Origin of the sequence: Serratia sarumanii (genome assembly GCF_029962605.1) — a bacterium.
Lineage (GTDB): Bacteria > Pseudomonadota > Gammaproteobacteria > Enterobacterales > Enterobacteriaceae > Serratia > Serratia sarumanii.
Map to the genome: position 1 here is coordinate 4,547,071 of NZ_CP124750.1, position 12,878 is coordinate 4,559,948.

A 12,878-nucleotide genomic window follows, 5' to 3' on the forward strand; every position below is an offset into this window, starting at 1 on the left:
GGGTTATTCCCCCTGTAACGTGGCCACAATACGGCGTGCTCCGCCGTGGATGCGGTGCTCCCCCAGCCAGATGCCCTGCCATGTGCCCAACATCAGCCGCCCGTGCCTGACGGGCAGCGTCAGAGAAGCGCCCAGCAGCGAGGATTTGATGTGCGCCGGCATATCGTCCGGCCCTTCGTAGTCATGCTGATAGGGTGCGTTTTCCGGCACCTGACGCAGGAAATGCTGCTCCATATCGGCTCGCACCGTGGGATCGCAGTTCTCGTTGAGCGTCAGCGAGGCCGAGGTATGCTGCAGCAACAGATGCAACAGGCCGGTTTGCAGGCGGTGTAAGTGGGTTAACTGGTTGGTGATCTCGTCGGTAACCAGATGAAAGCCACGCGCTTTTGCGCTGAGGATTAGCGTTTGCTGATGCCACATGAGTGAGCGCCCCTCAATCAGTATATTCTCTCTCCGGTTTGCGGCAACTTCGGCGGCGCGCCGGCAATAAAAAAGGAGCGATATCGCTATCGCTCCCCGATGAACGTCCGTTCAGACTAACAGGCGTTACTGCACCGCGGCAAACGCCTCGGCCACCTGACGCACGTTGTTGTGGTTCAGGCCGGCCACGCACATGCGGCCGCTGTGGATCAGGTAGACGCCGAACTCTTCACGCAGGCGATCGACCTGCGCCGCGCTGAAGCCGGTGTAGCTGAACATGCCGCGCTGCGCCAGCAGGTAATCGAAGTTGCGCTGCGGCAGCGCGCTCTTCAGGGTGTCCACCAGCGCGTGACGCATCTCGAGAATGCGGGTGCGCATGCTCTCCACTTCGTCCAGCCACTGGGTTTTCAGCTGGGCGTCGTTCAGCACCTTGGCCACCAGCTGCGCGCCGAAGTTCGGCGGGCTCGAGTAGTTGCGGCGCACGGTGGCCTTCAGCTGGCCCAGCACGCGCCCGGCCGCCTCTTCGCTTTCGCACACCACCGACAGGCCGCCGACGCGCTCGCCGTACAGCGAGAAGATCTTCGAGAACGAGTTGCTCACCAGGCACGGCAGGCCGGCCGCCGCGATGGCGCGAATGGCGTAGGCATCCTGCTCCATGCCGCCGCCGAAGCCCTGATAGGCGATGTCGAGGAACGGAATGATTTCACGCTCGGCGATCACCTTGACCACCTCATCCCACTGGGCAGGGGTCAGGTCGGAACCGGTCGGGTTGTGGCAGCACGGGTGCAGCAGCGCGATGCTGTGCTTCGGCAGCTGTTTCAGCGCTGCGAGCATGGCGTCGAACTTCACGCCCAGGCTTTCGCCGTCGAAATACGGGTAGGTATTCACCTTGAAACCGGCGCCGCTGAAGATGGCGACGTGGTTTTCCCAGGTGGGATCGCTGACCCACACCTGCGAATCCGGGAAGTAGCTTTTCAGGAAGTCGGCGCCCACTTTCAGCGCGCCGGAACCGCCGACGGTCTGAATGGTGGCGATGCGCCCCTGCTGCAGCATCGGGTGCTGCGCGCCGAACAGCAGCTGCTGGATGGCGGAACGGTAGGGTTGCAGCCCTTCCATCGGCAGGTATACCGAGGCGCCGTGCTCGACGCTGTTCAACTGCGCTTGCGCCGCGGCGACCGCCCGCATCTGCGGGATGATGCCCTGCGCATCGTAGTACAGGCCGATACTCAGGTTCACCTTGTGTGCGCGCGGGTCTTGTTTGAATTTTTCCATCAGCGACAGAATGGGATCGCCGGCATAGGCGTCAACGTTCTGGAACACGGGGGTTTTCTCCTGGTTTATTTATTGTGGTTTGGGCACAGCGTTACGTTCCTAATATAGACGGAAAACCGCATTCGGTTTTAGCTTTATCTCGCCACCGGCAACAAACCGTTTTCCTTGATGCGATTGAGCACCACCGCCGTTTTGATATGCGCCACGCTTTTGTGCGGCGACAGCGTCTGGCTGATGAACTCGCTCAGCGCCGGCAGGTCCGCCACCGCCACTTTCAGCAGGTAATCGGCGTCGCCGGTGGTCTTGTAAGCGTCAAGGATCGCGTCCACCTCCTCCAGCATCTGATGAAAGCTGTCGATCTGCTCCTGCGCGTGCGTGATCAGGCTGACTTCGATCAGCCCCACCAGCCCCAGGCCGACCGCCTCCGGCGCCAGCCGCGCGTGGTAGCCGCGGATCAGCTGCGCCTGCTCCAGGCTGATGCGCCGCCGCGAACATTGGGAGGCGGAGAGCCCGACCAGCTCGCTCAGTTCCTGATTGGTCAGACGGCCGTTGGCCTGTAACAGCGTCAGGATTTTCATATCAAAATCGTCAATGTTGTACATAGCCACCTGTAAACTGTGTTAATAAATGTTGACGTTACAGCCTACCAGTTTTTTTACCGTTGCCGACGTCACACCCTGGCGCTTAAATCGCGTACAGCAGCAACGCCCGGCGTTTTCGCCGGTAAGCGGCATAAAAAACGGCTAACTCATGCAGGTAAACGACAATTAACGGCGAAGTAACGCATAAAACCACGAATGTATAAAAAGGACGCCAGATGAAAAAGCTACTCCCTCTCGCGCTGCTGCTCGCCGCCGGCGGCGCTGGCGCGCAATCCCACCTGGACAAGGTGCTGCAGCAAAAGACCCTGGAGGTCTGCACCACCGGCGACTACAAGCCCTATACCTTCCTCAAGGAAGACGGCGGCTATGAAGGCATCGACATCGATATGGCGGAGTCGCTGGCCAAGAGCCTGGGCGCCAAAGTGAAGTGGGTGAAAACCAGCTGGAAAACCCTGACGCCGGACTTCACCTCCGGCAAGTGCGATATCGCGATGGGCGGCATCTCCGTCACGCTGGAGCGACAAAAACAGGTGTTCTTCGCCGACAAGCTGGATACCGACGGCAAAATCCCGCTGGTGCGCTGCACCGACGTGAAGAAATACCGCACTCTCGAGCAGATCAACAAACCGTCGGTGCGCCTGCTGGAGCCGGCGGGCGGCACCAACGAAGCCTTCGTGCACGCCTATCTGCCGAAGGCCAAGCTGACGCTGACGCACGACAACATGAGCATTTTCCAGCAGTTGGTAGACCGCAAGGCGGACGTGATGATCACCGACGCCTCCGAGGCGCTGTACCAGCAGAAGCGCTATCCGAAGCTGTGCGCGGTGAATCCGAGCAAACCGATGCAGTACGGCGAGAAGGCTTACATGCTGCCGCGCGACGATCTGAGCTGGAAACTGTATGTGGATCAGTGGCTGCACCTGGCCAAGGCGACCGGCGAGTATCAGAAGATTATCGACAAGTGGTTGGCGGTAAAGAAGTAACCCGCTGAGAAACGGGGCCGACGCACGTCGGCCCCTGCTGCGCATCAGTCGCCGATGTATTCCATCGCCACGCGCTGCGTGAGCTTGGTGATAAGTTCGTAAGCGCTGATGCCGGTGCAGGCGGCGATGCGCTCGACCGGCAGCGCCTGGCCCCACAGCACCGCTTCATCCCCCACCTTATCGGCGGCGTCCGGCCCGAGATCGACCGAAATCATGTCCATCGACACCCGGCCGACGATCGGCACTTCGCGGCCGTTGATCAGGATCGGCGTACCGGTCGGCGCGCTGCGCGGGTAGCCGTCGCCGTATCCCATCGCCACCACGCCCAGCCGGGTATCGCGCGGGCTTACCCAGGTGCCGCCGTAGCCGACCGCTTCGCCGGCCTTGTGCTCGCGTACCGCGATCAGGCTGGATTTCAACGTCATCGCCGGCTGCAGCCCATGCTCGGCGCCGCTGCCGTTATCCAGAGGCGACACGCCGTACAAAATGATGCCGGGACGCACCCACTCATTGTGGGCATCCGGCCACAGCAGCGTGCCGCCGGACGCGGCGACCGAGCGCTGGCCCGGTTTGCCGCGCGCGAACTGCTCGAAGCAGGCGATCTGTTTCAGGGTGGCGTCGGATTCCGGCTCATCGGCGCGGCTGAAGTGGCTCATGATATTGACCGGCTGCGCCACGTTGCGGCAGGCGCACAGGCGCTGATAAAACGCTTCCGCCTGTTCGGGGCGCACCCCCAGCCGATGCATGCCGGTATCGAGCTTCATCCACACCGGCACCGGGCGCGCCAGCTCGGCCTGCTCCAGGGCTTCGAGCTGTTCGATGCTGTGTACCGCGGTTTCGATGTTGTTCGCCACCAGCACCGGCAGATCTTCGGCACAGAAGAAGCCTTCCAGCAGCAGGATCGGTTTGACGATGCCGCCGGAGCGCAGCATCAGCGCCTCGCCGATGCGCGCCACGCCGTAGCAGTCGGCGTCTTGCAAGGTGTGGGCTGTTTCCAGCAGGCCATGTCCATAAGCGTTTGCTTTCACAACGGCAATCAGGCGGCTTTGCGGCGCCTGGCGGCGCACCTGTTGCAGATTATGTCGCAGAGCGCGGCGGTCGATTACAGCGGTTGCCGCTTTCATTTCAGTTCCTTAGCTGATTATTCGTCATCGTATTGTGGCCCCGCGTAGTTATCGAAACGCGACCACTGGCCGTTAAAGGTAAGGCGCACGGTGCCGATCGGGCCGTTACGCTGCTTACCGATAATAATTTCCGCGATCCCTTTCAGATCGCTGTTCTCGTGATACACCTCATCACGATAGATGAACATAATCAGGTCGGCATCCTGCTCGATAGAGCCGGACTCACGCAGGTCGGAGTTGACCGGGCGCTTATCGGCGCGCTGCTCCAGGCTTCGGTTCAGCTGCGACAGCGCCACCACCGGCACCTGCAGCTCTTTCGCCAGCGCCTTCAGCGAGCGCGAAATCTCGGCGATCTCCAGCGTACGGTTGTCGGACAGGGCCGGCACGCGCATCAGCTGCAGGTAGTCGATCATGATGAGGCTAAGCCCGTCGTGCTCGCGGAAAATGCGCCGCGCGCGCGAGCGCACTTCGGTCGGCGTCAGGCCGGAGGAGTCGTCGATGTACATGTTGCGCTTCTCCAACAGGATACCCATGGTGCTGGAAATGCGCGCCCAGTCCTCGTCGTCGAGCTGGCCGGTACGGATGCGCGTCTGATCCACGCGCGACAGCGACGCCAGCATACGCATCATGATCTGCTCGCCGGGCATCTCCAGGCTGAAGATCAGCACCGGTTTTTCCTGGGTCATCGCGGCGTTTTCGCACAGGTTCATGGCGAAGGTGGTTTTCCCCATCGATGGACGGGCGGCGACGATGATCAGATCGGACTTTTGCATGCCCGCGGTTTTCTTGTTGAGGTCTTGATAGCCGGTATCGACCCCGGTCACGCCATCGTGCGGCTGCTGATACAGCTGCTCAATGCGCGACACGGTGTCTTCCAGAATACGCTCGATGCCCTTCGGGCCCTCGTCTTTGCTGGCGCGGTTCTCGGCGATTTGGAAGACGCGGGATTCCGCCAGATCGAGCAGGTCTTCGCTGCTGCGCCCCTGCGGATCGTAGCCGGCGTCGGCGATCTCGTTAGCCACCGAGATCATCTCGCGCACCACCGCGCGCTCGCGCACGATGTCGGCGTAGGCGCCGATGTTGGCGGCGCTCGGGGTGTTTTTCGACAGCTCGGCCAGGTAGGCGAAGCCGCCGACCGAGTCCAGTTCGCCCTTTTGTTCGAGCGATTCGGACAGGGTGATGAGGTCGATAGGCTTGCTCATCTCCAGCAGACGCTGCATCTCGGTAAAGATCAGGCGGTGCGGGCGGCTGAAGAAATCGTTGGCGACCACGCGCTCCGCCACGTTGTCCCAGCGCTCGTTATCCAGCATCAAACCGCCCAACACCGACTGCTCGGCCTCCAGCGAGTGCGGCGGCATCTTCAGCCCTTCCATCTGACGATCTCTGGAACGCTCTCTGGTTTCGTCCGCGTTTGTTTTGTTGGTTGGTTTTTTTCCTGCCATGAAACGTAGTCTTTATCCGGTTGCGAATGAAGGATCCTGACGCGAGAGTATACGTGATTTTTGCGCCATAACCGATGCAAAAAAGGTATTGAACCCCGCACGGGCAAACTGGATCTCCGAGACTAAAAAGAATAGGGTGAAATCAGACACTCCAACGAGGTAACGATATGGCCAAGCGCATTCAATTCTCCGCCACCGGCGGGCCGGAAGTCTTGCAATACGTTGATTTTACACCACTCGATCCGGCTGCCGGGGAAGTGCAGATCGAGAACAAGGCGATCGGCATCAACTACATCGACACCTATGTGCGCAGCGGGCTGTACGCGCCGGCCAGCCTGCCGAGCGGCCTCGGCACCGAGGCGGCCGGCGTGGTGGTCAAGGTCGGCGCCGGGGTCAGCGCGATCAAACCGGGCGACCGGGTGGTGTATGCGCAGTCGTCGCTCGGCGCCTACAGCGAGATCCACAACGTGCCGGAAGAAAAAGTGGCGCTGCTGCCGCACAACCTCAGCTTTGAGCAGGGCGCCGCCTCTTTCCTCAAAGGGCTGACGGTGCACTATCTGTTGCGCCAAACCCACGAAGTGCAGCCGGGAGAAGTGTTCCTGTTCCATGCCGCCGCCGGCGGGGTTGGCCTTATTGCCTGCCAATGGGCCAAAGCGCTGGGCGCGCGCCTGATCGGCAGCGTCGGCTCCGACGAGAAGGCCGCCCTGGCGAAACAGGCCGGTGCCTGGGCCACCATCAACTACCACAAAGAGGATATCGCCCAGCGGGTGGCCGAGCTGACGCACGGCGAGAAGGTTGGCGTAGTGTACGATTCGGTGGGGCAAAGCACCTGGCAGGCCTCGCTCAACAGCCTGAAACGCCGCGGCCTGATGGTCAGCTTCGGCAATGCCTCCGGCCCGGTGACCGGCGTCGATCTGGCGCTGCTCAACCAGAAAGGATCGCTGTACGTCACCCGCCCTTCCCTCAACGGCTACGTCACTAACCGCGCCGAACTGCAGTACGCCAGCAACGAGCTGTTCTCGCTGATCGGCAGCGGCGCCATTCGGGTGGAGGTGAGAAACGAGCAGAAATTTGCGCTGGCCGACGCCCAGCGGGCGCACCAGGTGCTGGAAAGCCGCAGCACCAGCGGCTCCAGCCTGCTGATCCCCTGATAGCGGCAAAAGAAAAGGGCTCCTTGCGGAGCCCTTTCTATTACTGCGTTTTGTAGGGGTAGAGCAGAGTCCGCCAGAGACAGGGGGGTTGCTTCAGCAACACGAATTTTGGTTGTCTCTCACGGTGATGAAATCGGTCGCATCACTGCATCGACCCACATCCTAACAGCCCCGTTCGGCAAAAAACACGCTTTATGTGCCACATCGCCGGGGAAAACTGCCAAGCTGTGATCGTTGCCGCATTCGCGGTGCGAAAAATTGTGCAAGTTTCAGTGTGACTGTCTGATTATTCAGCAAAAAATCAGTAACGCCTGGCCTGCGGTTTCTGCATCGCGCGGTAAATCCATACCCCGACCACCGCCAAAATCAGCCACGGCAGCAGCTTGATGACCACCGCGAACAACCCGCCCACCAGCATGAACGCCGCCGCCGCCAACAGCGCAGCGAAGATCCCCAGCAGCGAGATGCCGGTCACCATCAGCATCACCACAAAGCCAATGAGAAAGAAGATTTCCAACATGATTGCTCCTTTGCAACTCAACGTATCTGCAGAGTGAATTACAAGAAGCGTGCCAGAATGGCGGAAGGGCTAACCTATTGAAAAAACGGGGCAGGCATCCAGCAACGTGCCGAATGCCTGGCGAAAAAGACTAACTGTTGGTCAAAATTTTTGTGGGTTACGCCATTTCGACACGCGGCTGACGCACCAGCGCCAGCGCCTGCTCCACCACCCGCGCATCGGCGCCCGGCTTGTGGGCGTTCTCGCTCAGGTGGCGACGCCACTGGCGCGCGCCCGGCACGCCCTGGAACAAACCGAGGATGTGGCGGGTGATGTGGCCGAGATAGGTGCCGTTGGACAGCTCGCGCTCGATATACGGATACAGCGCTTCGACGATCGCCACGCTGTCCGGCACTGCGGTCTGCGCGCCGAACAGTTCGCTGTCGACCCGCGCCAGGATGCCCGGATTCTGGTACGCCTCGCGCCCCATCATCACGCCGTCCAGATGCTGCAGGTGCTGCCGCGCCTCCTCCAGCGTTTTCACCCCGCCGTTGATGGCGATGGTCAGCGCCGGGAAATCCCGCTTCAGCTGATAAACGCGCGGGTAGTCGAGCGGCGGCACTTCGCGGTTCTCTTTCGGGCTGAGGCCGGAGAGCCAGGCCTTGCGCGCGTGGATGGTGAACATGTCGCACTCGCCGCGCCCGGCGACGGTCTCGATAAAGTCGCACAGGAAGGCGTAGCTGTCCTGATCGTCGATGCCGATGCGGGTCTTCACCGTCACCGGGATCGACACCACGTCGCGCATCGCCTTGATGCAGTCGGCGACCAGCGTCGCCTGCCCCATCAAACAGGCGCCGAACATGCCGTTTTGCACGCGATCGGACGGGCAGCCGACGTTGAGGTTAATCTCGTCGTAACCGCGCTGCTCCGCCAGTTTGGCGCAGTGCGCCAGCGCGGCCGGATCGCTACCGCCCAGCTGCAGCGCCACCGGATGCTCTTCTTCGCTGTAGGCCAGGTAGTCGCCTTTGCCGTGGATGATCGCGCCGGTGGTCACCATTTCGGTGTACAGCAGCGTTTCCTTGGTCAGCAGGCGGTGGAAGTAACGGCAATGACGATCGGTCCAGTCGAGCATCGGCGCGATGGAGAAACGATTGGCGGCGTAGGTTGGGGCGTGGTTGTCTTTCGTCATGCTGAGTTACTGGCTACCTGAGTCTGTCTGGGTTCAACGAACGGCGCGCGGCCGCAAACGGCTATTATAACGACAATCGGCGCCGTTGGGAAAACCGCCTTATCTGCGCCCTATTCCAACGCGCGGATAACCCGGCACGGCTGCCCCAGCGCCAGCACGTTGGCCGGGATGTCGCCGGTCACGATGCTGCCCGCGCCGATAGTGGTGCCGTCGCCGATGGTCACGCCCGGCAAGATCACCACGTTACCGCCGATCCACACATTGCTGCCGATGGACACCGGCTGCGCCGAGGTGCGGAAAGGGAAAGCCGGGTCACCGGTAAAGCGTTCACCGGCCTTCAGCGGATGACTCGGCGTGTAGATTTGCACGTTGGGGCCGATCAGCGTGTTGTCGCCGATGGTGATGGTATTGCAGTCGAGGAACACCGCATTGACGTTGATAAAACAGTTCTTGCCGATGCGGACATGTTGCCCGTAGTCGCACCAGAACGGCGTTTCGATCCAGCTCGCCTCGCCCCAGGCGCCGAACAGTTCGCCGAGCAGACGGTTTTTCTCGTCCGCCTGATGCGAACCCAGCTCGCCCAGGCTTTTGGTCAACGCTCTGGCCCGATGGTACATAGCAATCAATTCTTCATCGCGGCTGTTGTACACCTGGCCGCTTAACAGCTTCTCTCTTTCCGTCATCGCACAAGGCTCCTGCTCATCACGCGGGTGAAGCGCGTTATACCGCTCTCGCCCGCCGCTCTCCAGCGCTAAAACCGGCAATGTTGATTTGTCGCCCTGCGGCGGGGAAAAGTTGTGATGCATCTCTCTTTTAGCGCACTCTGCGCGCCTTTCCCTGCGCAATCCTCAGGGGAAAAGGGGGCAACTCTCGGCGATTCGCCGTAATCATGGTAAAATCGGCTTTTTTACGTACCGGGATATTTGCGATGAACTCAACCACCCAGGAAAAGCTGCTGGCGCAGGCGGAACGCCTCTGCCAGCAACGCAATGTGCGATTGACGCCGCAGCGGCTGGAAGTGCTGCGTCTGATGACTCAGCAACCCGGTGCAATCAGCGCTTATGACCTGCTCGATCTGCTGCGCGTCGCAGAACCGCAGGCCAAGCCGCCGACGGTATACCGCGCGCTGGATTTTCTGCTGGAGCAAGGGTTTATCCATAGAGTGGAATCCGCCAACAGCTACGTGCTGTGCCACCATTTCGAACAGCCGATGCACACGTCCGCACTGTTTATCTGCGACCGCTGCGGCCAGGTGACCGAACGCACCACTGAAGGCGTAGAGGAAACGCTGCAGAAGCTGGCGCAGGAAGCCGGATTTGCGCTGCGCCACAGCGTGGTGGAAGCGCACGGTTTGTGCGCCGGCTGCGTGGAGGTTGAGGCGTGCGACAGCAAGCATGACTGCGCCGAACACGATCACAGCATCGCCATCAAGAAGAAGTAAGACGAAGTCAGGTACCTCCCTGTACCTGCGGCCGGGGCGCCAGAGGATGAGAGCGACGCCGGCCTGCGCTGGGCAAGCCGCCTTCAATGGCGGCCCTGCAAATTACCAGCGGTGTTTGGTGTGTTCTTCCCAGGCTTTCACCTCTTTCTCGGCCGCCTCTTTCTGGTAACCGTAGCGCTCCTGGATTTTGCCGACCAGCTGTTCGCGTTTCCCTTCGATGACCGTCAGATCGTCATCGGTCAGCTTGCCCCATTTTTCCTTCACTTTGCCTTTCAGCTGCTTCCAGTTACCGTCGGCTTGATCTTTATTCATAGTCTCTCCGTTAACCTGTGGTGAATCAGTGATCCCTGTCGCCGGCCGGGGTTAACCAGAAATTTTTCTGGCTGATGCTCCCTTCACCTTAAGGAGCACCGTTCCCCTTCATTTACCAGCCACATGATTCATTCTAGTTAAACATGGAAATAAAAAAGCCAAAACACAGAACAAAAAACCATTAACTGACAAAATAAAAACAAAAAACGCCAGCAAACAACGAACTAACGCGAACGGGACCAGGCTGAAAACATGTAAGCAAACATGACAAAAAACATAAGAAAAACTAACCATTACCCCAACAGAACGCCCGGATTAATGTGCGGTAAACCAGCTGCCGCGCACCTGGTGGCGGTGCCAAATCCAGCCCAACGCCACGCCGCGCAACGTCAGAAACACCGCCAGCGCCAGCCAAAGCCCGTGGTTGCCAAGCAGCGGCACGCTGAACAGCGTCAGACCATACCCTGCCGCAGCCACCGCCATGCTGTTACGCATCTCGGCGCCGCGCGTGGCGCCGATAAACATGCCGTCCAGCAAATAGCACCACACCCCGACCAGCGGCAGAATGACCTGCCACGGTAAATAATGGGCAGCCAACGCACGCAGCTCCGGCAAGGAGGTCAACGCCGCCACGATCTGCTGGCCGGTAACGGCATACGCCAGGCCGAAGGCCAACGCGACCAGCCCCGCCTGCCTGCAGGCCGCGTGCCACACCTTACGCAGTTGGCTATCGTCCCGGGCGCCGTAGGCGTGGCCTGAATGGGCCTCCACCGCATAAGCGAAGCCGTCGAGCGCATAGGCGGTGAACGTCAGCAGATTCATCAATACCGCATTGACCGCCACCACCTCGCTCCCCAGGCGAGCGCCGAAAATGGTCAGCGACGCAAAGCACAGTTGCAGCAACAGTGAACGCAGCATGATGTCGCGGTTGAGCGCCAGCAGGCGACGCAGATCGCCGCGCCAAGCCTGGCGCAGCATCGGCAGGGTAATACCGCGCAGGCGCATCACCCGCCACGCCAGCCACAGGCCGAGCAACAGCGTGGCGTATTCGGCGATGGCGGTGGCCGCCGCCGCCCCTCGCACGTTCCAGCCCAGGCCCATCACCAGCCAGATATCCAGTACGATATTCAGCAGGTTGCCGACGATCAGCAGGATCACCGGCGCCCGCACGTACTGCACGCCGAGCAGCCAGCCCAGCAGCACCAGATTGGCCAGCGCCGCCGGGGCGCTGAGCCAGCGGATCTCAAGAAAACGCCGCGCCTGTTCCAGCACTTCGCCATCGCCACCGACGATCCGCAGCGCCAGTTCGATCAGCGGATAACGCAGCAGGACGATCGCCGCTCCGGCCAGCAGCGCCAACAGCAGCGGTTGCATAAAGGCGCGCGCCAGCGCCTGCGGGTTCTGTGCCCCCAGCGCCTGCGCCGCCAGGCCGGTGGTGCTCATGCGCAGGAACAACAGCAGCATGAACAGGAAGCTGGTCGCCACCGCGCCGATCGCGACGCCCCCCAGATAGATCGGGCTGTCGAGGTGGCCGATCACCGCGGTGTCCACCAGCCCGAGCAGCGGCACGGTAATATTGGAGAAAATCATCGGCAGGGCCAGGCGCCACAGAGCTTTATCGGTGTCGCTGGTAAAGGCGGAAATCAAGCGCATGATGAGAAGTTCCCGTAGCGGTGGCGAATGGCAAGGTCAGAAACAAAAACGCCCCAGAACAGGGGCGATTGATACAAGGAGGCGGCACTGAGGGTGCGACGATTAAATCCAGTCGCCGTTGCGGATCACGCCGACCGCCAGCCCTTCGATAGTGAAATTCTGCTGACGCAGATCGACCACGATAGGTTGGAATTCGTTGTTCTCTGGCAGCAGTTCAACCACGTTGCCGTGCTTTTTCAGGCGCTTGACCGTCACTTCGTCTTCGATGCGCGCCACCACGACCTGGCCATTGCGCACGTCTTGCGTTTTGTGCACCGCCAGCAGATCGCCATCCAGAATGCCGATGTCGCGCATCGACATGCCGTTCACCCGCAGCAGGAAATCGGCGCTCGGTTTAAACAGGGAAGGATCCACCTGGTAGTGCCCTTCGATGTGCTGCTGCGCCAGCAGCGGCTCGCCGGCGGCGACGCGGCCGATCAGCGGCAGACCCTCTTCTTCTTCCATCAGCAGGCGGATACCGCGCGAAGCACCGGAGACGATTTCGATCACGCCTTTGCGTGCCAGCGCCTTCAGGTGTTCTTCGGCGGCGTTAGGCGAACGGAACCCCAGACGCATCGCGATCTCGGCACGCGTTGGCGGCATGCCCGTTTGCGAAATGTGCTCGCGAATCAGGTCGTAGACCTCTTGCTGTCTGGTAGTTAGTGCTTTCATTCCGCCCCCTGTTTGTTTATACAGTCTTGCTGTGAGTATATACAGGTAAGCGCGGATTGGGAACCGAAGATTAAATAAA

14 protein-coding genes are annotated in these 12,878 nt (G+C 60.7%); 3 read left to right on the top strand and 11 right to left on the bottom strand.

The genetic code is table 11. The features are described 5' to 3' along the window. Window positions 1-3: 3 nt before the first annotated feature. The 3 genes from SSARUM_RS21545 to SSARUM_RS21555 form a co-directional block, all read right to left on the bottom strand. On the bottom strand, window positions 4-420 hold the full coding sequence (locus SSARUM_RS21545) for a secondary thiamine-phosphate synthase enzyme YjbQ (protein WP_016930264.1): 417 nt from the start codon (window positions 418-420) through the stop codon (window positions 4-6). Between the two features lie 126 nt (window positions 421-546). Then, window positions 547-1,740, bottom strand: coding sequence for an amino acid aminotransferase (locus SSARUM_RS21550; RefSeq protein ID WP_033636195.1), 1,194 nt, complete (start codon window positions 1,738-1,740; stop codon window positions 547-549). A gap of 86 nt (window positions 1,741-1,826) precedes the next feature. Beyond that, a complete protein-coding gene (locus SSARUM_RS21555) occupies window positions 1,827-2,294 on the bottom strand; it encodes an Lrp/AsnC family transcriptional regulator (protein WP_004936775.1) in 468 nt (155 codons plus the stop codon). A 215-nt stretch (window positions 2,295-2,509) separates the two neighbouring features. Between SSARUM_RS21555 and SSARUM_RS21560 the strand changes: the two genes are divergently transcribed. Beyond that, window positions 2,510-3,277 carry a transporter substrate-binding domain-containing protein gene (locus SSARUM_RS21560; protein ID WP_033636197.1) on the top strand — a complete coding sequence of 256 codons (768 nt, stop codon included), beginning with the start codon at window positions 2,510-2,512 and terminating at the stop codon, window positions 3,275-3,277. Window positions 3,278-3,321: 44 nt separating this feature from the next. Here the strand turns inward: SSARUM_RS21560 and alr are convergent, their stop codons facing one another. Beyond that, window positions 3,322-4,401: an alanine racemase gene (gene alr, locus SSARUM_RS21565; RefSeq protein ID WP_039569648.1), complete on the bottom strand. Its 1,080-nt coding sequence runs from the start codon at window positions 4,399-4,401 to the stop codon at window positions 3,322-3,324. A gap of 17 nt (window positions 4,402-4,418) precedes the next feature. After that, on the bottom strand, window positions 4,419-5,843 hold the full coding sequence (gene dnaB / locus SSARUM_RS21570; RefSeq protein WP_025160134.1) for a replicative DNA helicase: 1,425 nt from the start codon (window positions 5,841-5,843) through the stop codon (window positions 4,419-4,421). 167 nt (window positions 5,844-6,010) lie between these two features. Here dnaB and SSARUM_RS21575 point away from each other — a divergent pair, with 167 nt between their 5' ends. Then, window positions 6,011-6,994: a quinone oxidoreductase gene (locus tag SSARUM_RS21575; protein ID WP_060430934.1), complete on the top strand. Its 984-nt coding sequence runs from the start codon at window positions 6,011-6,013 to the stop codon at window positions 6,992-6,994. Between the two features lie 301 nt (window positions 6,995-7,295). Here SSARUM_RS21575 and pspG read toward each other — a convergent pair whose 3' ends face one another. From pspG to SSARUM_RS21590, 3 genes are all read right to left on the bottom strand, one after another. After that, window positions 7,296-7,514, bottom strand: a complete 219-nt coding sequence (gene pspG / locus SSARUM_RS21580; RefSeq protein ID WP_033636200.1) for an envelope stress response protein PspG — start codon at window positions 7,512-7,514, stop codon at window positions 7,296-7,298. A gap of 157 nt (window positions 7,515-7,671) precedes the next feature. Continuing rightward, entirely contained in the window at window positions 7,672-8,682 is a 1,011-nt protein-coding gene (gene dusA / locus SSARUM_RS21585) for a tRNA dihydrouridine(20/20a) synthase DusA (protein WP_033636201.1), read from the bottom strand. Window positions 8,683-8,792: 110 nt separating this feature from the next. Continuing rightward, window positions 8,793-9,365: a sugar O-acetyltransferase gene (locus SSARUM_RS21590; RefSeq protein ID WP_033654715.1), complete on the bottom strand. Its 573-nt coding sequence runs from the start codon at window positions 9,363-9,365 to the stop codon at window positions 8,793-8,795. 245 nt (window positions 9,366-9,610) lie between these two features. Between SSARUM_RS21590 and zur the strand changes: the two genes are divergently transcribed. After that, window positions 9,611-10,123, top strand: coding sequence for a zinc uptake transcriptional repressor Zur (gene zur, locus SSARUM_RS21595; RefSeq protein WP_015379223.1), 513 nt, complete (start codon window positions 9,611-9,613; stop codon window positions 10,121-10,123). Between the two features lie 102 nt (window positions 10,124-10,225). Here zur and SSARUM_RS21600 read toward each other — a convergent pair whose 3' ends face one another. The 3 genes from SSARUM_RS21600 to lexA form a co-directional block, all read right to left on the bottom strand. Then, the gene (locus tag SSARUM_RS21600) at window positions 10,226-10,435 is read right to left on the bottom strand and encodes a CsbD family protein (protein WP_033636203.1); all 210 of its coding nucleotides are present in this window, start codon (window positions 10,433-10,435) and stop codon (window positions 10,226-10,228) included. Between the two features lie 315 nt (window positions 10,436-10,750). Next, complete coding sequence (gene dinF / locus SSARUM_RS21605) at window positions 10,751-12,088, bottom strand: MATE family efflux transporter DinF (RefSeq protein WP_033636205.1); 1,338 nt, start codon at window positions 12,086-12,088, stop codon at window positions 10,751-10,753. A gap of 102 nt (window positions 12,089-12,190) precedes the next feature. Next, complete coding sequence (gene lexA / locus SSARUM_RS21610; RefSeq protein ID WP_004936736.1) at window positions 12,191-12,799, bottom strand: transcriptional repressor LexA; 609 nt, start codon at window positions 12,797-12,799, stop codon at window positions 12,191-12,193. Window positions 12,800-12,878: the final 79 nt, after the last annotated feature.